At 33.3% G+C, this 21,600-nt stretch carries 17 protein-coding genes; 8 read left to right on the forward strand and 9 right to left on the reverse strand.

Annotation, left to right across the window (positions count from 1 at the left end):
- Positions 1–61: 61 nt before the first annotated feature.
- The 3 genes from rsmH to mraZ form a co-directional block, all read right to left on the reverse strand.
- Positions 62–1,009: a 16S rRNA (cytosine(1402)-N(4))-methyltransferase RsmH gene (gene rsmH / locus SanaruYs_RS17290; protein WP_246011938.1), complete on the reverse strand. Its 948-nt coding sequence runs from the start codon at positions 1,007–1,009 to the stop codon at positions 62–64.
- 58 nt (positions 1,010–1,067) lie between these two features.
- A complete protein-coding gene (locus SanaruYs_RS17295; protein WP_160118708.1) occupies positions 1,068–1,376 on the reverse strand; it encodes a four helix bundle protein in 309 nt (102 codons plus the stop codon).
- A gap of 141 nt (positions 1,377–1,517) precedes the next feature.
- Positions 1,518–1,961, reverse strand: a complete 444-nt coding sequence (gene mraZ / locus SanaruYs_RS17300) for a division/cell wall cluster transcriptional repressor MraZ (protein ID WP_127123861.1) — start codon at positions 1,959–1,961, stop codon at positions 1,518–1,520.
- Between the two features lie 759 nt (positions 1,962–2,720).
- Here mraZ and SanaruYs_RS17305 point away from each other — a divergent pair.
- The 8 genes from SanaruYs_RS17305 (at position 2,721) to SanaruYs_RS17340 (ending at position 12,275) form a co-directional block, all read left to right on the forward strand.
- On the forward strand, positions 2,721–3,431 hold the full coding sequence (locus SanaruYs_RS17305; protein ID WP_127123862.1) for a hypothetical protein: 711 nt from the start codon (positions 2,721–2,723) through the stop codon (positions 3,429–3,431).
- Complete coding sequence (locus tag SanaruYs_RS17310; RefSeq protein WP_127123863.1) at positions 3,428–4,444, forward strand: caspase family protein; 1,017 nt, start codon at positions 3,428–3,430, stop codon at positions 4,442–4,444. Before SanaruYs_RS17305 ends, SanaruYs_RS17310 begins: the two co-directional genes overlap by 4 nt.
- An 851-nt stretch (positions 4,445–5,295) precedes the next feature.
- Entirely contained in the window at positions 5,296–5,772 is a 477-nt protein-coding gene (locus tag SanaruYs_RS17315) for a hypothetical protein (protein WP_127123864.1), read from the forward strand.
- Positions 5,773–6,002: 230 nt separating this feature from the next.
- On the forward strand, positions 6,003–7,166 hold the full coding sequence (locus SanaruYs_RS17320; protein WP_127123865.1) for a cysteine desulfurase family protein: 1,164 nt from the start codon (positions 6,003–6,005) through the stop codon (positions 7,164–7,166).
- On the forward strand, positions 7,150–9,381 hold the full coding sequence (locus SanaruYs_RS17325) for a DEAD/DEAH box helicase family protein (protein ID WP_127123866.1): 2,232 nt from the start codon (positions 7,150–7,152) through the stop codon (positions 9,379–9,381). The genes SanaruYs_RS17320 and SanaruYs_RS17325 overlap by 17 nt, the downstream gene beginning before the upstream one ends.
- Positions 9,378–9,590, forward strand: coding sequence for a hypothetical protein (locus tag SanaruYs_RS17330; RefSeq protein ID WP_127123867.1), 213 nt, complete (start codon positions 9,378–9,380; stop codon positions 9,588–9,590). Before SanaruYs_RS17325 ends, SanaruYs_RS17330 begins: the two co-directional genes overlap by 4 nt.
- Positions 9,591–9,598: 8 nt before the next feature.
- Positions 9,599–11,770 carry an AAA family ATPase gene (locus SanaruYs_RS17335; RefSeq protein ID WP_127123868.1) on the forward strand — a complete coding sequence of 724 codons (2,172 nt, stop codon included), beginning with the start codon at positions 9,599–9,601 and terminating at the stop codon, positions 11,768–11,770.
- Between the two features lies 1 nt (position 11,771).
- Positions 11,772–12,275 carry a DNA phosphorothioation-associated 4-like protein gene (locus SanaruYs_RS17340; RefSeq protein ID WP_127123869.1) on the forward strand — a complete coding sequence of 168 codons (504 nt, stop codon included), beginning with the start codon at positions 11,772–11,774 and terminating at the stop codon, positions 12,273–12,275.
- Here the strand turns inward: SanaruYs_RS17340 and SanaruYs_RS17345 are convergent.
- Genes SanaruYs_RS17345 through SanaruYs_RS17370 form a run of 6 tightly spaced genes read right to left on the reverse strand, consistent with a single transcriptional unit; the run spans position 12,272 to position 21,570 of the window.
- A complete protein-coding gene (locus SanaruYs_RS17345; RefSeq protein ID WP_127123870.1) occupies positions 12,272–13,015 on the reverse strand; it encodes a hypothetical protein in 744 nt (247 codons plus the stop codon). The two genes, SanaruYs_RS17340 and SanaruYs_RS17345, sit on opposite strands and share 4 nt — an antisense overlap.
- Positions 13,002–14,144 (reverse strand): hypothetical protein, encoded by a 1,143-nt coding sequence (locus SanaruYs_RS17350; protein WP_127123871.1) that lies wholly within the window; start codon positions 14,142–14,144, stop codon positions 13,002–13,004. Before SanaruYs_RS17350 ends, SanaruYs_RS17345 begins: the two co-directional genes overlap by 14 nt.
- On the reverse strand, positions 14,134–16,377 hold the full coding sequence (locus tag SanaruYs_RS17355; protein WP_127123872.1) for an ATP-binding protein: 2,244 nt from the start codon (positions 16,375–16,377) through the stop codon (positions 14,134–14,136). The genes SanaruYs_RS17350 and SanaruYs_RS17355 overlap by 11 nt, the downstream gene beginning before the upstream one ends.
- Before the next feature lie 9 nt (positions 16,378–16,386).
- Positions 16,387–17,490: a phosphoadenosine phosphosulfate reductase family protein gene (locus SanaruYs_RS17360; protein ID WP_127123873.1), complete on the reverse strand. Its 1,104-nt coding sequence runs from the start codon at positions 17,488–17,490 to the stop codon at positions 16,387–16,389.
- A complete protein-coding gene (locus tag SanaruYs_RS17365; protein WP_127123874.1) occupies positions 17,487–20,705 on the reverse strand; it encodes a hypothetical protein in 3,219 nt (1,072 codons plus the stop codon). Before SanaruYs_RS17365 ends, SanaruYs_RS17360 begins: the two co-directional genes overlap by 4 nt.
- Positions 20,695–21,570: a DUF4007 family protein gene (locus SanaruYs_RS17370; RefSeq protein ID WP_127123875.1), complete on the reverse strand. Its 876-nt coding sequence runs from the start codon at positions 21,568–21,570 to the stop codon at positions 20,695–20,697. Before SanaruYs_RS17370 ends, SanaruYs_RS17365 begins: the two co-directional genes overlap by 11 nt.
- Positions 21,571–21,600 lie beyond the last annotated feature (30 nt).

Consider the following 21,600-nt stretch of genomic DNA (forward strand, 5'->3'; position numbering starts at 1 on the left):
TATTGTTGGTGGTTGATCGTTGATTGTTGATCGCGATTAACGAAAAACTAACAACGAACAACTATATTTTTTTAGCTATCCTCAACTTTGCGCTTCTTGCTCTTTTGTTTTGTTCTATCTCTGCTTCTGTTGCTTCAATCGGTTTGCGATTGATTGCTTCAAAAGGTTTGATTTCATTTCCGTAAAAATCTTTCTCTACATCTCCAAATACCTTTCCCTTGTTGATGTAGTTCTTAACCATCCGGTCTTCCAGCGAGTGGTAACTCATCACTACCAGCCTGCCATTTTTCTCTATCACTTCGCCACATTGGTGCAAAAAATCTTCTAGGGCTTTCATCTCTGCGTTAACTTCAATGCGAAGCGCTTGAAACACCTGGGCGAAATACTTGTTCTCTTTACCACGGGGGGCTATGCTACTCAGCGCAGCTTTTAAGTCCTCCGTTCTGGCAAAGGGTTTATTAACTCTATATTGAGTTACCATACGGGCAGCAGTTTTAGCATTCTTCAGCTCACCATACATACCGAAGATTTTATGCAAATCTTCTTCCCTGTATTCATTTACTATGGTGGCTGCTGTTTCCGATTGCTTTTGATCCATGCGCATGTCAAGCGGTCCATCGAAGCGGGTGGAAAAACCACGCTCGGGTGAATCGATCTGATGCGATGAAATTCCAAGATCGGCCAGTATGCCTTGTACTTTGGTAACTCCATTCAACTTCAAATACTTTTTTAAGTACTTAAAGTTGGTATGACAAAATGTGAAAGAACGACTGTTTATCTTTTCTGCTTCCTGCTTCGCATCATCATCCTGATCGAAGGAAAGCAATCTGCCTTCTTTAATGTGTTCGAGTATTTTAATGCTATGTCCACCCCCACCAAACGTTGCATCTACATAAATGCCATTCGGTTGAATGTTCAGTGCTTCAATACACTCGGTGAGCATGACGGGGGTATGATAGCCTTGAGCTTCGGGCTTCGAGCTTCGAGCATTTTGCTCATTGCTATTCATAGTTTTGTGGCTTTAAGGCTACACGCTGTTGGCTTCAAGCTACACGCTAACTCCATCATTAAAACTTTTTTAAGAACGACTGAAGCATTTGTTGCTCCCGTTTAATCAACTCTAACAACTCATTCATTTGCTTCTCTTCAACCCACTGTCTGCGTTGAACTACTAACGAATGTGTTTCTAATTCAAAAACTGACCCCAAGGATATTTCAAGAAACCTTGCATAATCCTTCTGACTTGTTTTTGCACTTCCTTCAGCTATGTTGGAAGGAATTGATACTGCACTTCTGGTCATTTGAGAACGCATTCCATATTTTTCCTCAGCCGGAAGAACAGAAACCACTTCATACACCTTATCCACTATCTCCATTCCCATTTGTCAAATCAATAACTTCTTAAAATCTTTCATCCCATTAGCATTTCTGCATGAGGCATGAAGTCTGTAGCTTGAAGCCACCGAAACATTTGCACTTTGCAACGACACACTTTACTATGTATCGTCTGCGCCATGTTACTCCATCAAATGTTTCTCGGCCAGTTTAGACAACTCACTTGGATCTTGGATCAGGTGTTTTTCGTAGTGCGTTGGATTCCAGACTTCAACACGGTTACCCATCCCCACCAACATTAAATCTTTGTCGAGTTGGGCGTAGGTTAACATGTTTTTAGGTAAGAGTATGCGACCGTTATTGTCCATCTCTACCGTTGCGATTCCAGCAAAGAAGTTCCGTTGTAGACTTCGGTACTCTTCATTGAATTCACTTAATCCTGAAATTTTTGCGAACACCTTTTTGAACTCTACCATGGGGTAAATAATAAGATTTTGCTCAAAACCCCTCCGTATCACAAGCTCCTGGCTGTCCGCATCGGGTAGCTGGGCTTTGATCCGGGCAGGCAGAACTAGTCTGCCCTTGGCATCAAGCTTAATCTCATACTCACTGGTAAAGAAGGTCATAGACGTAGTGGTTGTCTTTTTGTCCTAAACAAACGTAAGGAAAATTTTCCCACTTTCAACCACTTTACTACACTTTTTTACACTTTTAATGAAAAACTTACCACTTTATGACATTTAATGTGGGTTTAGGCTAAAAAATTAGACTGGAGCAGACTTCATTAGACTCTTTCTTAAATAATTAGACTGGGCATAAAAAATGGTCGAAATCCGTTAAAAAAGCCATTTGTCAATGAAATTGACTTGATTGAGATAAAGTAGGCAGCTACCTAAGGAAACAGGCCGGTTTTACTTAAAAGTCCTTTTTTAGACTAAAAATGAGGTTTTCGGTTCTTTTAAAAATATTGAGTCATTATTTATGGCGCAGAAGGACTCAATAAATGACTGAATTGATATCCTGATAAAGCTTAAAGTGGGGGATTTGGTAGGAGGAGAAAAATATAGGCAACATTCCCAACATTATAGGACTTGGGAAGATAAGGCTAACAAGTCTTTAAAAAGGGGTACTGGTTATACTCATTAAACGAACTATTACAAATAGTCAGTCTTAAGCTGTTGGTTCAATTTTCTAAAAACAATCATAAGCTAAATGACACAATATCTGACGCGTTTCAACAATATCTCGCCTCATAATAAATTAGCATGAACTCTGGACAATATAAAAGTAAACTATTGGCTTTTTCACCATTGAATACAGTTTTGCCAAATTGATAATAAATGATTTATTTGGATAGTCTTTACTCGTTCGACAATTAGATAGCCATGAAACAAATCCTGCCAATTATTATTTTTTTAATCTGTCTTAGATCCTACTCACAAAGTATTACTAACGTTACAAGTTTACAACAAGGAAACAACGCAATCATAAGCTATGATCTAAATGGAATATCTGGCACATCTTATTATGTGAAACTTTCGTACTCCGTAGATGGGGGGAAGAGTTTCAGTAATGAATTGGTTCAGGTATCAGGAGATGTTAAAAGTGGAGTTAAATCTGGAATCGGAAAAAAGATAGTCTGGGCGGCCGACAAAGAAATTAACTCTTTAGACGGTTCTGTTATATTCAAAGTTGAAGCTGAATCGAGAAAGCCAATGCCAAAACCAGTAACAGTTGCCTCTTCAACCATTGAAGTGCTTAAGGTTAAACGAACTGGTGATAAGATACTCATTGAGTTTACTTTAACTCAGAATTCAGAAAAAGAAATTCAGGGCTATAGAATAAGAAATACATCTCAACTAACCGCCATTGATGGAAGGCAGTATTTAGCAACTCTAAGTAAACTTGGGCCACACTCCATTACTGATAAAGGGACAAGTGGAATAGTAGAATGTATTAGAGGTATCCCTGTTAGAGGTGAACTTACATTTGAAGTTGAGAACGAAGATTTAGTCATCCCTGCCATAAAGATAGATTTATACTATCCCGGCTTTAATCAATTAGAGATTGTTGTAAAAAATATTCCAATAGAATGAAGGTAATCCTAACACTTGCCATCTCTCTTTTACTCACTAATACAGTAATTGGTCAAAAATTTTCAGGGTTGAGTGAGGCTGTTAACTTTAGCATCCCACAAAAAAGTGCTACTCTTATTGGAGTAAGTACTCCAATCCATTTTAAAATTCGTCAAGGGGATACAATGTTTGGTGTGGGCCAAGCAAAGGTATTCGTCATTGGAAAGCAGCAAAAGACATTAATAAATGTTCCTGAGGCTAAAACAATAAAATCGAATAAAAATGAGCCTTCAACTATTCCTGACTTGGAAAATAATTTGCCTAAATACTATAGTCTAATAATCGGGATAAATGATTACCAATTTGACAACGAGCGTTTACGTGATCTTAACAAAGCAGTTAACGATGCAAACAGCCTACAAAAAATACTGATTGAAAATTTTAACTTCCAAATAGATAAATCGACAATTCTTATCAATCCAAACAGACAAGAGATCATCAAAGAACTGGAAAGTCTTGCAGATAGGATCACCTTAAAAGACAACCTTCTAATTTTTTATGCAGGTCATGGTGTATGGGATGAACGAATAAATATAGGCTACTGGCTTCCATCTGATGCAAAGATCGAGGATAAGTCAACATGGATTTCAAACAGCACAATCCGGGATTACATTGCAGGCATAAACTCCAAGCATACTCTTTTAATAACAGATGCCTGTTTTAGTGGCAGCATTTTTAAAATGCGAGACATCGATTTATCTGACTATGGAATGTCAAATTTATATCGGTTGCCAAGTCGTAAAGCAATGACAAGCGGGACACTTACAGCTGTGCCTGATGAAAGCAAATTCATGCAATACTTTATCAAAAGATTAATTGATACAGAGGGGAAGTATATAAGCGCCCGGCAATTATTTTATGGACTTGAAACAGCTGTCCTTAATAATACTAATACAGTTCCTCAATTTGGGGTAATTCAAGATACAGGAGACGAAGGCGGAGATTTTATATTTATCAGAAAGCAGAAAAATTGATTCATTCAATTTTTCTGATCGCAGCTCTGAGCTAAATGAGTTTCACATAAAGATACAAGCTACTAATAAGCCGTCACTTAATTAGTTTTTTCAAGAGAATAAAATAAATTGGCAGGCGCTACATCCTCAAAAAGGGCTTTTTTAATCGTCACATACTAGATTTTTTGGTTTCGCTTGCTGCATCCGAATCCTTTCGATTTAATTGTTGATAAACCAAAACACTTGATTGTAGGACAGGTATATCATCGGTAAATTTTTAATGGCATACGAAGACGTTCTATTACTTTTTAAAGGTCTCAATTACTCTCAAACAATCAGATTAAAACCGCTTCCCCTTCTTACACTAGGGATTGATGTTTTCAATGATGTTGAGTATTTAAAGTTATTGTCCAATGTTTAACACATCGCTCTATAAGTTCTTCATAAATTTCCAATTAGATTTTAATGGAATTGAAATTGGTCTAGCAAGGTTAAGAATTTGTCAACTTGTACTATAAAATAAATGGCAAAAATTCTTCTAGTTCGTTCCACAGATTTCACTATTCTACATATCAATATACTTTTCTACATTAATTTAATCATCAAAGCTTCTATTCTGAGATTGAAGCCTATAACTGCTTAAATCACATTTTTAACAACTGAAGCTCAGTCAGGCATTCGCATTTAAGTTATAAAATATCCATTAGTATTTCAATATAATCAAAAAGCATAAAGTCAATTGCAATTTCTATAAATCCTCTAATCTGGAATTCAATTCTTTATTTATACAAAATACTTAATTTTTGGTTGGGGGCGGGGTAACTAAAGGTTAAGTACGATAACAAAGTCCATAGATATATCAAAATTTTAATATGGACAACAATAATAATCACGTAAAATTAAATTCCTTTAATTGTAGTTTTCAGCTATCAGGTGAATATTGGGAAGAAGTAACTCTTGACGATTTCTATTTTGAAAATGCTTTAGAAGTCTACAAGAAAAAAGAATTCTTTAATCAAAAGAAAATCGAATTGAATGAAGGTAAAACTAAAATACTTCCCCTAATATATAATAAGGGAGAAGGATTAATGGTTTGGCAAAGAATAAAACAAGACAAAGGTTTTGAGACAGAGTTGGTTCTATTCATTAATAAATCGTTTGTGCTAAGCGTACCCTTGATTCATGATGCAGTAACAATTGTAAAAATGCTATGGAATTTCGATCCTATCAAAGTAAAAATTATACCATCAAATATTGCAACACAAACTGGATATTGTTTTGAACTCGCAGGATGGAAGAAAATAATTGACAAAGCGGAAACGGTGCCCGTTTATAGATGCACATATTGAATTACAGACTGCTATTTGATCGTAAAGCGAATACTGCAAAGTCTTCCTAGATTTATAAATTAACTAAACTATATCAGGAACAACTTTTTAGATTAAAGATCAAAAAACTAAAAAAATAGTTTTTGATTAATGTTAAGTTGCTTATATTGACAGACAGAATAGAGATAAGAATTCAAAAACCTCGTGTGACTTTCTTAAAACCTTACTTCAATAATTAAGCAGCTATTTCAATGAGTGAACATATTTTCTTCGATAACAACTCTACTACTCAAATGGATCAAAGGGTTTTAGAAGCGATGATCCCTTATTTTACCCAAAAATATGTGAATGCGGCAAGCTCACATTCTTTTGGTTTACAAATTAGAAAGGAATTAGAAGAAGCTAAAGCTGATGTCGCAAATTTAATTAAATGCAATTTAGATGATTTAATATTTACTTCCGGAGCTACTGAGAGCATAAATCTCGCCATAAAGGGATTTGCACTAAAGAACAGTCATAAGGGTAAGCATATTATTACTGTTACTACTGAACACAAGGCTGTGATTGAAACTTGTAAGTACTTAGAATCTATCGGGTTTGAAATAACCTATTTACCTGTCGATAATATGGGCGCTCTAAATCTAAATCAATTAAAAGCGTCTATAAAGAAATCTACCATCTTAATAAGTATAATGTGGGTTAATAATGAAATTGGGACAATTCATCCAATCGAGGAAATTGCAAAAATAGCGAATGAATACAACGTCATGCTTTTCTCGGATATAACGCAAGCTGTTTCCAAACTTGAGGTTAACTTAAATTCCGTACCACTAGACATGGCAGCCTTCTCAGGTCACAAATTTTATGGTCCAAAAGGAATAGGAGTTCTTTACGTAAGAAATCGAAAAAAGAATAGAGAAAGTATTTTACCGTTATTACATGGTGGTGGCCAAGAATCTGGTCTAAGGAGTGGTACACAAAATGTTCCAGGGATTATCGGAATTGGTAAAGCTTCAAAGTTAGCACTAAATGAAATGGATAGCGACCGAATAAGAACTACTGCAAATAGAGATCTCCTTGAAAAAAATTTACTGGAAATCCCAAATTGCGTTATAAATGGGGGAATATCAAATCGAATTTTTAACCTTACAAACATTTCGTTTGGCGATATAGATCACAATCTAATATTGAGAAAACTTAAAAATATATCTGTTTCTAATGGATCAGCATGTTTATCATCACTTATCCAGCCATCTCATGTTATCAAAGCGTTAGGTTATAGTGATGAAAGAGCATTAAATTCACTAAGATTTAGTCTCGGTAAATTCAATTCCTCGCAAGAAGTTAAAAAAACTGTAGAAGAAATCAAAAGTATCTTAAATACTTTAATCTATCAGAATGTTAAAGCAAATTAATTGGCCATCAAATCGAACATTCAGATCTGGAGACGAAATTGAGCCTATCCAATTTTATTTAAACTGCCTTTGCAATAGTAAACATCTTGATCTTTTGCTAGGTTATTTCAGTTCAGGAGCTGTAAATATTCTTGCACTTGGATTTGCAAAATTTTTGTACTCAGGAGGTAAAGTTAGAATGGTTATTAATAATGTTTTATCCGAAAAGGATAAAGAAGCGATTGAAAAGGGACAGGCAGGTGTAGTCGATAATAAAATAATAGATATTAACAACATAAAAGAACTTAAAAGATCATTGAATGATTATGGGCATCATTTCTTTGAATGTTTAGCATGGTTAATCGCTAACAATAAAATATCAATCAAAATAATTAAACCAAAAAATAGAGATGGTATATCTCACTACAAATCTGGTATGTTCTCCGATGAGTTAGATTCTATTGGATTTAAGGCTTCATGTAATTTTACAGCATTTGGGTTAGCTGAAAACCTAGAAGAGCTTGACAGTTTTTTTGAATGGGAGGATAATAGATCTTCACAATGGGTAAATAGTCAGAATAAATATTTTCAGGAAATATTTTCTGGATCAGCTAGTTTTGTTCAATACCTAACAACAGAGAATGTAATTGTTGCGATAACGAAAGAATTTTTGAATAAAGATATAAATGAACTTGTTATTCAAGAAAAAGAGCTTCTAGAACGTAAAGCTAAATTATTGGGTAATAAAAAAGTAAGAAGTGCCTTTGAGAAAGTTATAATAGAAATTGAAGAAATAATAAGAGAACCACGGTTTCCTTACCCAGAAGGAGCTAGAGATTATCAAAATGAAGCTTACAAAAAATGGGTTTCAAATGGTCAAAAAGGGATATTTGCAATGGCAACTGGGACGGGGAAGACAATAACATCGCTTAATTGTGTTTTGAAAGAATACAAAAAAAGTAATGACAAACACTATCGAGTCTTAATACTTGTCCCAACTATAACCCTAGTTGATCAATGGGAAAAAGAAGCGAGAAGTTTCAATTTTAAAGAAGTGTTTAAGGTAACCTCAAAAGTTTCTTGGGAACATGAAATAACAACTCTGTTATCAACATCAAAAAGAATTCCTGTCTCTTTTATTCTTATAACCACTTACTCGTCATTTATAAAACAAAAATTTCAATCATTGGTCGATAATTTACCAAGTGATACCATTTTTATTGCTGATGAAGGGCACAATTTGGCTAGCCCAAAGGTTTCAAGCCTTTTAAAGAATTTTTCTTTAAATAAAAGAATTGGATTATCAGCTACACCAAAAAGGATCTATGATGTCGAAGGTACAGAAAAGATGGAGGAGTTTTTTTCTGATAAAGAGCCGTATACTTACTCTTTCTCAATGGAAAGAGCAATTAGAGAAGGTGTACTTTGTGAGTACAAATACTTTCCTAAAATAATCGAACTTATGGAAGACGAACTCGAAGGATATATTCAACTTAGTGATAGATTGGCAAAGCTTTACAAATACAAAAAGTCCGATGATAATACTAGACTAATCGAAATGCTTCTGCTAGAAAGAAAAAGAATTATACATAAAGCTAAAAATAAATTACCTGCAGTTGTAAAAATTTTAAAAGATCAAATTTCCGAAAAAGGCAATCTAAAATACACATTCGTCTATGTTCCTGAGGGTGAAGCATTTGAAATAAATGAGAATGTGGAAGAGCGACTTGAAGAGAATATTAAAATCATTAATCAGTACACCAGAGCTATTGGGCGGATTGATGATAAGATACTTGTGAATGAATTCATTAGCGGTATGAAGAATCGTGATGAGATACTAGATCAATTCCAAGAAGGACATATTGATGTAATTGCATCAATGAAATGTTTAGATGAAGGAGTGGACATTCCTAGGGCAGAAACAGCAATCTTTTGCAGTAGTACTGGAAATCCGCGACAGTTTATTCAAAGGAGAGGTAGAATACTTCGTAAACATAAGGACAAAAGATTTGCATCAATCCATGATTTGATTGTAATCCCAAAATTAAATAAAGAATCTGGCGATACTGAAAATTATAATTTAGAAAGGAGCTTAGTCAGAACTGAACTAGAAAGAGTAATGTATTTTGCATCACTATCAAAAAACCCATACTATACTGAAGATACATTTTCAGAAGTCTGCAAAAAATATAATCTAAACATTTACAACATTCAAAAAGAATTAGCCTCGATATGACAAAAGATGAAATTTTAAAGAGTTACCTAAATGACCCTTTATTCCAAGAAATGGATTATATGTCCAAAGAAAAATGCGAGAAAATACAATTTGGTGAGTCTAGCGGGGTAAAATTAGTAGAAATAATTAAGCTGGCTATTTCGGGAAATATTGACAGAGAATCTGAGCAAATTACTTTAAGAAAAATTTTATCATATCTCAATAAATAAATTGAAACATGATCATTGAAAAAATTGAACTTGAGAATTTCCTATGTTATTCAGGAAATGTTGAATTAAAGTTTAAGGAGGGTCTTAATGTAGTAATAGGTGACAACGGGTATGGAAAATCAAAGTTATACGATGCTTTTTATTGGGTATTATATGATCAAACCTTTAGTTCAGAATTAAAGAGATTTCAATACACTAAAGAAACAAAATCTAATCTGATCTCAGACAAAGCAAAATTCGAAGTTGAGAATGGACGAATAAACTCAAGAGTAAGCATTACGTTTTTAAATGATAGGAATCAAGATTGCTATACTCTTGAAAGAAAGTATTCGGTAAATAAAATAAATGGCGAAACTATTGAAAGTAATGATAGCGAATTTATTATTTGGAAAAGGGAGTATCTGTATTCGAAATCGAGAATAGTCTCTGATGAAGAAGAGAAGAAAAGAATTCTTAACAATATAATGCCAGTCAATATCAAAGATTATTTATGGTTTCAGGGAGAACAGGTTGAATCAATAATTGACTTTAATAACCAGGATACTTTAACCAAAGCTATAAATGTTTTATCAAATATCAAGAGATATGACGAAATTAAGGAGATCGCTATAAATTGTGTAAAAGCAGTAAATAACGAATACGACAAAGAAGTTAAAAGACTAAGTAAGGATTCTGATAAAAGTGAATCACTTAGTAGTCAAAAAGAAATAATTAATAGAAAAATTGAAACTCAACTAGATGAAGAACGGGAGCTAAAAAAAAACCTAGCAAGAGCGGAAGAAAAAATAAATGAAATCTTAACTAAAATTGATGATGCTAGTAAAATTCGGGATTTTCAAAACAAGAAAAAAAATGCAATCAAAAACCTTGAAAGTCTAACAAATGAACTCGAAATAGAACAAATCGGATTTCATAGAAAAATGTTCAAAAATAAATGGTTATTGAAGGGTACAACATTCTTGCACGATTCGTACAGTAAATTATATGATGAATATGTTCAAGAAAAACTTAAGTCAGAAACGGCAGAAATAATTAAATCTGAACATTTAAAGGAATTGAATAAAAAGCTTCAATCACGACTACCAATTAATGTGCCTGAGCCAATACATGTTAAACGTATGTTGCAAGATGAGTGGTGTTATGTGTGCGATAGGGAGGCCAAAAAAGGATCCGAAGCTTTTGAAAAAATAGAGTCACTTCTTAGAATTCCAGAATCAGAAGATATCAAAAACAAAGTAAGAAACTTCGATTTTTCTCTTGATCTAAAAAAACTTTATCATGTTAGTTTAGGATTGAACCAATGGATCCAAAATATTGATGACAACATTAACGAAACGTTATTAAAAATAAGAGATCTTAATCTCAAAATTAGAGATATAAGAAATGAGTTAGAAAAAATTGAGGAAGATATACAGAAAATCATTTCTGTAACATCTTTAAATCCTGATGAGGCAAATAATATTCTATCAACATATTATATTCAAAAAAAATATGAAGATGATTTTAGGGAAAAACTAAACAATTTAAACCAAACGCTTGAACTTAATAGACAAAATCTAAGCTCTATTGAAGTAGAACTTGCATCACTGGTAACAGGAACAATACCTGAATACTTGACTGCAAAGAAACAAATTCTAAGGGATTTTGAAGCTATTGCGATTAATACACGTGAAAGAGTTTTTGATAAACTAATAATTCAACTTGAAAATGAAGCCAATATCCACTATTCAGAAATGACAACAGGAAATCGATCAACAAAAGGTCAGATTAAGCTTAAACGTAAGATAAATGGCAACTATATGCCAGAAATTATTGATTCTGATGGAAATACTCTCCTCGGTACAAACACAAGTAATTTGATTATGGTTAAACTATCAGTAATCATGGCTATTATCTCAGCTAAAAGTGATAGCGGAGAAAATTATACTCTAATTACAGATGCTCCAACCTCTGTTTTTGGTGAAGATTACACATTTGGGTTTTGTAAAACAATCAGTAAAGTTTACAAACAGAGTATTGTAATGAGCAAGGAATTCTACAACAATCAAAAACTAAGAAATGAGTTACTAACAAATCATGAAATAAAAATTGGAAAAGTTTATACGGTAATTCCGACAATTTTAGAATCTGAAAGATCTAATAGAAATAATTTAATAACACAAGTTCATGCTTTGAATTGATATGGATTTTTTAGGAAAAATTAAAGATAAATCTCCGGAATACGATTCCTCTCATGAGGAATTAATTTCGAAATTCACTGTACTTCAAGGGGGCCGAACTGGAACATCCAATGAAGCTTCTATTTGGCAACAAGGGAAATATTTCTTTACTAAGTATGAAATATTCATGTATGCTGTTTTACTAGGTTTGAGAGATAATTATAGTCTTCCCTTAAATACAAACTCCAAGAAAAATACTTTCATGGTTATGAAAAACTGGCATCCAGCTGATGTAACAGATTATATTATTATGGGAGTTCTAACCAAAGCGAAAATTGACTTTAATAAACTTGAACAACAGGAAGATAAAGAAATCGAAAAGGAAATAACTAAAATTCGAAAGTTAATGGAAGAATTCGCAAATGGAGGGTTTGATATAATCAGAAGCAAACTTGAAAAGGAACCTTCTTTCTTTGAGAACAATGACAATTGCTTCATCGATCTATTAGAGTCAAAGCTAAATTAGAGGTAAAATGGTAAAATCATTTTTGGGGAAAACTCATTGTGTATGTTAAATCCTGAAGGATTCCAATGTGAATAGATAGACTCAAAAAAAGGTTTCCATAACCTTGCTTGGCTATTTTTAACGATTTTCCTGTAGTCGCTATCTTCAATTACCTTTTTTATAGAATGCTTATTTTTATAGTTCTGCAGAATAAAGTCTATGCCTAGCACAGCGTCCATAGGTGGGTGGATGATTCTTGGAGCAGGTAAAATAATCGACCTTCCATAATCTTTTTCCATGGGCTCCATTTTAACTCCACCAAATGCTAAGTGGTAAAGAGGATGTGAATAATTCGGAGCATTATCTTTTAGACTATAAATATGTCTATCTAAGTGCCACGAGGAAAATAAGTCAATTGGATCATTTTCTTCACCTGGACTTACTCTCCCTTCAATTTCAATATCAAATTGGAGAGAATTTAAGGGATTTATGGTTGTTTCATTTTGTTCATCTCTACTTCCCGAAATCTCAATGCTTAAAGAAACTTTGATATCAGTACAGCGAAATGGAATTCGACCGTTTACCAAATCCGCATCGAATGATATTTTACCAACTTTATAACTCCAATGTGGCCGGTTTGAGTTACTTAAGCAATAATTTCCAGCTGCATCAAGAGGGTAAGGATCTGAACAAACTGGATACGTGCGTAAGACCGTTGCTAATCTAATTAGGTCCGTAGCTATTTCTTTACTTCTGTCCACGAGTCTTTGATTTCTTATAAATTTCTTGTAGTGATCTTAACCTATCTTTTTCTATTGGTGCTACTAAGTTCCAATTCTCTTCTATACTCTGATCAAGGGCTTCATCAATTGAAATATACTCTCGTTCTTGCCAAGGAAAAATATGTTCTTGCTTAGCTAGAGTAAATCCATCAGTTGTATCAATAGCATAACCTCTTGCCTTACAGATAACCCAGAAGCTATCACTTCTTGATTTACCTTGCTTTTCAAGAGGTGTTAAAGATTTTAGTCCTAATGTATCTTTTAACAATTCCACTCTTCTGCTAGATGAGATAACTCTTAAGGATTCATTATTTGAAATTTTTTCTTCCCACCATTGACTTATAGCTGGCATTATCCATCGATCATATGTATCAGAAAATATTCCTTTATACTTACAATCTATTAAATACTTATCTTTTAAAACAACCCAATCTTTTGAATCTAATCTAACCCCCAAACGCGCAGATAGAGTTAACTCATTAATTAAAAAAGATGGCTTATCAATGACCTTCTTAGTAAAGAAACCTGCCATTACATGAATTGGTTTGGTAAGTTGTGTTTTCCATTCCTCAATAAATCTGAAATCAATCAACCCTAGATTTTCAATGTTCAATGTTGCAGCTGGAGTTTTTTCAGCTTGGAATAAATTATTATACCCCTGAATTAACCACTTTATTCTGCTCTGTAATTCAGGATATAAACAATTTTTCTTTATTCCAATATGGCTCTTTTTAATAATTAAGTCAAATAAATCATGGCTAGTTTGATCCAAGGACTCCTCCATATATTGATCAGCAGAAACAAGTATTATTGGATAGTCTTTTAGTGTAGGGCTTTCTTTAGAAAGCGTTCTTAGCTCCTGTGCAAGGGAACTGCCGCGATACTTTGCAAAGTTAGCACCACCATCGAATGATTTCTCATTCAGCCTTAAATCTAGAATTATTGCATCAAAGTCTTTAATTGTACTTTTAATTTGATCCAATTGGGTTTCCCAAAAGTTCGGCTTGCTAAAAATAATTGATATTTCACCACCCTGCTCGAGACCGTTAATTGTTCCCTTTTCTAGTTCTTCTTGAGTGTCGTCTATATATAATATTTTATACGGCATATCTTTCTTTATCTTTACTAGTTGCCTCAGGTAATTCAATTCTAATACATGTACTGTAGTCTGGATCTGGTATGCCTACTTCAACAGTTCCTCCGTAAGTTTGTACAATATCTTTCACTATTTTCAAACCCAATCCTGTCCCCCCCAATTTCTCTTCATCTGTAGCTTCAAAGCCTAAAGGAGATGAGGTTGTAAAAAAGGGCTCAAATACCTTAAATCTATTTTCTTCCGGAATGCCATCCCCGTTATCTAAAAACTCTATGTATACCTTACTCCCTATTTCTACTCTACCTAGTATCACTTTAATCTTTCCAGCTACACCTTGTCTTCTTATTGCCTTTTTTGCATTTGTATAAAGGTTAAACAAAATTGAGCTCCATTCGGAAGAATGCATAGGTAGGGTGAACAGTTCATATCCATAAGTTTCAGTTTGAAAATCAAGATTTTGTTTTTGTATATCAGAGTCAATTATATTCTTGAAATGAAGAACAACTTTAGTTAATTGTTGAGGCCTTAGCTCACGGTTAATATTTGCTGAAACTGTTGCGTTAAAATAAGCGGTATATGCAGTAAATAATCGGATAGTCCTTCGCAAATTCTCTAAAGACCTAATGCCCTCTGCATTCAGATTCTGATTGTCTAAAACACTTAGATCACCCATCATAGATGGAGAAAACTGAATAACCTCATGAGTGAATTCCCCGATTGTAAGCCCAAGAGACGCCAAAACTCTAAGCATTCCAAGTTCATCAATAAGACTCTGAAAATCAGCCTTTATCTCTCTTATAATTCTTAAGGCGCTGCTTTTTAGTTCAATATTTCCAGCAGAGCTATCATTAAAATCTAAAATGTCATTGACACTTCTTTCAAGGGCAAATAATTTTTCAATAGTTGTTTGAATTGATTCACTTTCTACCAAATCATGATTTCTGCGCTCCTCCTTAATTTTATTTTTTATAGCTTCAACTCCATAACGAAGAGTTTTTTTGGCAGCCTCGAATGACTTATTGAGAAAGGTAATAAGTTCAATAAAAGCATCGTTTTCAATAAGTCCTTCTCGGCTTGCAGTTTCTTCAAAAAATTCTCCTTTCTGATCAATAATTTCGACAAAACCAAAAAGATTTCTATTTCCAAAAGGAATGTTCACACCGGAATCATAAAAATTTCTCTTATCCATTAATAACCAATCATCATTGGATTCTCCATAAGGTAAAACTCTAAAGCCATTCCTATAAAGTTTAATTCCACCCTGTTCATTAGCAAGCTTCTGAATATTGGCTAGTTCTTGTTTTGTAATTCCTGTATAATACTGATCCCTTTGATAAATGAAATAGTAAGCCTTGAAATGAACATTGCTCAAGTTTTTATACTTGGAACTTTTTGGTTCATCTTTAGAATATTGTTTTTCGTGAAGTATTGGTATTATATCTTTGGAAACGTCTAGACTATTGCTTAGAACTTGGCAATATCCATCATGATTATCATCAATAAACCCTTCTATGGTGGCCAAGGCTTTGTTATATAACATGGTATTAGGGTCAGCTATTACCTTATGCTGGCCATTCTCAACCTTAACAAAACTTACTTTGAATGTAGAATCAACTTTATTAGCAACTTTTAATTCTAGAGCTTTTTTCGAGATATAATTTGGTTGAAATAAATCAGACACATAACGGTATACTCGTGTGACTGTTGCTTCAGACCAATACTCCCAGGCATTCTCAATAATTAATGTTGTACCCTCAGATTTAGTTTTATCAACATACTCTAGCCTATTTTTAACTAGACTTATATCAGTGTCAACTTTAAAATCATTCCAATTGATTGTGACCTTAATAGCACGATCACTATTGACCGTTTGAGTAACAATTGTCAAACTTTGTCCCAACCTTTGTGTAGCAAACCTTCCTATACCCTTTCTTCCAGCCTTACTCCTAGCAAACTTTTTAGATTTAGGGCTATGAAGTTTATCGGTTGATGAAATCCTCATAAATCCCTTTTCTAGCTGATTTAAATCCATGCCGACACCATCGTCATCGATAATTATTGTTCCTCCAATTTGATCCGCATTTTTAAAAATTACGTCTACTACCGTTGCATCGGCATCATATGCATTCTTGACCAATTCTGAAAGGGCCGTTTCTGGCTTACCCACTAGCTCCTTACCAAGTCTATTAACTAACCCTGCATCAACAGAAAAAGAAATACTTTCAATTTGCTTTTCAGTATCCATAAAGGAGATTTAAGTAAAACAACTTGCACATCCTTCAGAATCCGATTCTGCTAAAATATCCAAAAGAAATTTCGAGCTCGGTTTTTTTGCCTTCTTTTCCCGTTCGATATAGGATTCTTTAATTTCTTTAATTCTCTCTACTTTAGATAACTCTGCAAGAGATTCATCATCATTCCATGTATATCCATCCTTCTCATACTCCATAGCTAATTTGAATTTTTCCGGATGCTGTTCATATAACCAAACCCATTCAATCTTTCTTTGATAAAAGCAGAAAAAACAACCTGAACGACTCCTATAATAAGTTGATTTTTTACCATCAATCTCAAAAGGTATTTCATTATAATAACCCGGAACTCCTACCCCAGATTCATTAAGAATCTTAAAAATATCCTCAATTTTCAAGTCATTTTCATCTCTTAATAATGCAAAATTACTCTCTCTCCCAAGGGGGTAAGAGGTAGTTTTAAGGTACTTAAAAACAAGCTCATTAAATTCTATAATACCTAAATCGAATAATTGGGAAAGTTTTTGGCTCCTGTCAAAAGAAAGAGTTATTGGCATTTCTAAAATTGACTTAAATCTAGCTACTCTATTTTTAGGAATTACCTCGTCAGCTATGCTACAAATTAAATCGATGTTTGAATTTGAAAGTAATTTGGAGACTACATCTTCACTCCAAATATTTTTCCTAAATGGAAAAATAGATTGAATGTTAGCTTTTCTTGAAATGTATCCCTCCCGATTTTCATCACCTCTAATACCTACATAAGAAATCACGGGATCATCACCAACAAACTCTTCAAATACATCAAGTTTCAAAGATTTAGTGCACCACCGAACTGTTTGAGATGGAAGATATCCTCCAACCATTTTTAGTCTATGATCAAATGGAGATTCAGGGCTATCCTTGAATGCCCTTAATCTGACTATTTTTTTGCCCAAAAAAATCTCCAAATTTTCTATTAATTTATAAGTTTCATCGAGTTCTTTTCCTGTGTCTGAAGTATAATACTCTATATTAATTTCAGGGTAATTTGATTTCATATAAATAGCCAATGCTGCGCTATCCTTTCCACCTGAAATACCTAATACGTGCCTTACCTTACTCATTTTTTTAACAAATCTTTTAAAATATGTGCTAGTGCTGCAATATTTAATGCTCTATTTTTCGATAAATTAAGTCGAATTAATTCTTCAATTCTTGTTACCTCTTGTATTTTAATTTTAGGCATGCGAATAGAGCTTCTATTAATCCCATCAATAAAAGAGCTTAATTGAATTCCAATAACATCTTCGTTCTCTTCATCTATATCTTCTTTAGAAAGAATTGTTAATGAATCTAGTTCGAGGATCATTGACTTAAATCTATCATATAACAAAACTTCCTCTTCGTCAGATATTGATCCTAATGGTTTACCTAGAAGTGCATTCGCTATTGAACTTAACCAAGCCTTTTCATCATCTATTTCAGAATCTAATCTTTGAATAAAAATTTTCTGATGAGGAAGACATAGATGCCTTTTTAATTTCTTATATCTAAGCTGAATTTTCTCTTTATAAACATTGAAAGGTAATTTCTCGCCAATAAATTCAGTTAAAATAAAGTCTTCAAATCTAGCCAAAAGATTGTCATAACTTGTCCTTAATTCACGTATAGAATCTTGTAACTTGATGATATAATTCTTGAGGTTCTGTTTTGATGCCTGAAGAGTTTCTAAATTATATCCCAAGGCCATAGGGAAGTCCTCAAAAAAAGATTTCTCAGGGTCCTTAGAACTGGAAATAGCTGACCTAATTGCAATGGTCTCCTTTTTAAGCCTTTTCGTTGTTTTTGAATAATCTGGTAATCCTCTATAAAAAGTTAAGAATGGCTTAATGGTTTCTATAAATGATTCATTTCCAATTTTTTCCTTAGAATGTTGGTTTAAAAAAATTCTGTAGCTATTGAATATATCAAGCCTTACACCATCTATATCAAATGCTTTTACCTCATATTGATTTGGATATTTTACTATTAGTTCCAGAACTTCTTCGTTTATATAAGGAATAAAAGTATCCCCAAACAGTGCAAAGTCATCCCTTTTTATGAAGAAGAAAGAAGCCAGCCAAAAATCAATAAATCCTTGTTTAAGCTTAAAAGGCCTTCTTGAAAGCGGTATTACAAATTCACTGAGGGGCCTCTTAGAAATTTTCGCCTCTTGCAAAAATTTGTTCGAATAATCCCAAAGAGCGTAGAAAGATGAATTTTTACTAACCTTTACTTTATGGTTTAAATCTTCCGAATAAAGCTTAATTCCATTCTCTTTCAAAAGTGTAAGATAAATAGTTTTTTCAGCTGGGAATTTATCCTTGTCAAACCCCAATTCTGGTTTGTTCCAATTGTCTACAAGCGCTTTAAAGTAATTTCTTTTGGCTGTATGCGCTGATGAGGATATCTTATGTCTATTAATTAATTCATTTTTGAAAACTGGTGTTGATGTATATACTTCATCACAAATTTTTGATAAATATTTATTAAGAGATTTTTTGCTCTCAATTTCTATCACTTTTCCTCGATATATCCAAACTAAATCATCGTTCTTGCTATACAAATTATGTAAGATAAAATGAGTTAGTAGATTTTTTTGATGAAGAAGGATTTGTTTCAATTCTTTCACAGCAGCTCTATCATGATCGTTTTCATCAAGTACTCTAATAGTCTTCTCTATTTCGAATAATTGATTTTTTATTGTAACCGAATTCAGATATAAAGCATAAATTATGGCCTCTTCCTGGTTTTGAGATTCTTCAATCAAATTAGCAACCGATAAAGTATCACTAAAAATTAAATTGATATACCCATCAATCTCATCGACAGGGATGTCTTTTATAGGAATGGTAGAAATTTTAAATTCAAAAATTCTCGGTGTCCCTCTCTGATAAGAGTGGGATTTGGCAAGAATTTGTGGAAATTCAAAATGTCTATTCAGTCTTGTAGAAATATCACTTATCTGACTTACTTTATTACCTGCCTCAATTAAAGCCAATGGGATGTCCAAATCCGTACCCTCTGAAAGGATAAATCTATTTTTATAACTCCTGTAAGTTATGACATTGCTCTTAATTAATTCGTTAATAACTCTGTCAGGCTCCCTAATCCCCAAACATACTTCAGAATAGTTAATCAAAAAGTTCTTATCAATTTCAGATCCTGCCGATGCAGTTATATTTAATAGACCGATCGTCTTGACTACTTTCAAACAATCAACAACTCGATTCGAAGCCATTTTTTCAACCTTCTCAATTCCATTCTTTATTGACGCCCATGCTGTAAAATCTGGGTTATAACGTGAGTTTATATGATGGTAAAAGTTAAAAATTAAATAATCATAGACATTTGAAACGTTGAAAAAGGGATTACTTTTTTGATCAAATCTCTTTATTCCTGTGTGATCTGTTGATTCAAGAAACGAAAAAAGTGACCTCTCATTTTGGCCATACTTTTGCAGTAAAATTGTCAAGATATTTGCAGCAACTAAATCTAATGGAAATAGCTTAGAAGAAACTTCACTGACATAGTTCTGGTTAATGGGAAAAGCCTTAGACTTTTTTAAAATACTGATAGACTTCTTGATCGAAATGTCAATATTTTTAGGCCTTGCTGACTGTTTTAAATGCTCTGATGCAAGGTATAATAATTGTTCAACCGGCTCATTAAAGGTAATTTCCCTAAAACGGCCTTTCACCTTAGTCCATTCTTGTTTCTGAGAATTAGTTAATGAAAATGAGTAGGCGTCAAAATTTTGATGAACAGATGTAATGAGAAGTATGTTGTAATCTGGGTTATTTACAAATTCTGCTAATTGTTGAATAAAATATAGCTCCTTTTCGGGATCATTCAAAGAAGCATGTTCCAAGAACTTCCCAAATTCATCAATAACTATAACTAATAAAGGATTCTTTTTCCCAAGAGCATAGTATAAATTATAAATCTCAGAGAAAATGTTTTCATTAACGTTTCTCTTAGATGATATTTCGAAGTGTTCAATAAAGACATCTGTGATTGATTTATACTCACCAACAAAGTTTAAAAATCCAACTTTCGGGGAATTCAGAATGTTAAAGTTAAAATACTTCTTTTTCCCAATAAGACTTTGATTAAATGCCCAAAGAAATGAAGACTTACCAGTTCCATAAGATCCAATAATGTTGAATGATCGAAGACCCTTTTTAAAATCATTAGCTATTTGGTTTACCGTCCTTAACGAATTTGGTGTCGGTATGTAATTTAAACTTCTACTTGAATCCCGTAAAATATTCGTAGATGTTGTGAATTTAGTTTGCATAGTACTTATTAAGTATGGACATAGCAGTAGGCTTTACCTTAAATTGTAGCTCCTTGATTCCTGCATGATCATTAAAAGTTAAATTTTTTGTGTATTTAGTAGTCAGAGCATCAATTTTTTGTAATAAGCCTGGTCTATTAATTGCAAACACAGAACCTACGCTATTATAATTTTGCTCTATTGCATTGAAGTTAACTGACTTATCGAAAGTTTCATTATCAAGAATTGCAAATAATATTATTTCAGCAGGTATTTCTGGCCTTTCCGTATTTTCAATTATCAAGAAATCCTCTTTACTCTTGGTGTAACTTTTAATTAAATCTAAGTCAGTTAACAGACCTGAAAAGCTATCCTCCTTATCTTTTGATGATGAGTTTGATCTTTGGTACATCTTTGTCATAACAGAGAAGTCCTCAATCAAGGTTCTTTCATTAAAGAAAAATGTCTTTTCAAAATCGGACTTTCTTTTTACTAATGAAATGAAGTTGTCTCTTGTAAACTCAATTTTCTCCTTCCTTAATTCATTAAAAACAATTGAGTAGGTAGATGCAAACCCGCTTTTTACAAGATGATAGTGTAATAACCAAAGACTGCCTTCATCCTCAAGATAAGGATCCCACCCATCATCAGAAAGAAGTTTAGATGCAAATATTGTTAGCTTGTCATCTTTCGTAAGCAAGTTAAACGCCTTCATCCAGTAACGAATTGAGCTTACCATATTTTTTCCAACCCCAAGTTCAACTACTGCATCATCCGAATTAAATGATTTACCCTGAACAACAAAGTCGTAGCCCTTTTTAAGCCACAACTGGCGACACTGAAAGGATTCATGACCCGAGAAGGTCATTTTATAATTATTACTCATTAATTGTTACTAAAAAGGTCATAAATAAGC

Source organism: Chryseotalea sanaruensis (assembly GCF_003990915.1).
Lineage (GTDB): Bacteria > Bacteroidota > Bacteroidia > Cytophagales > Cyclobacteriaceae > Chryseotalea > Chryseotalea sanaruensis.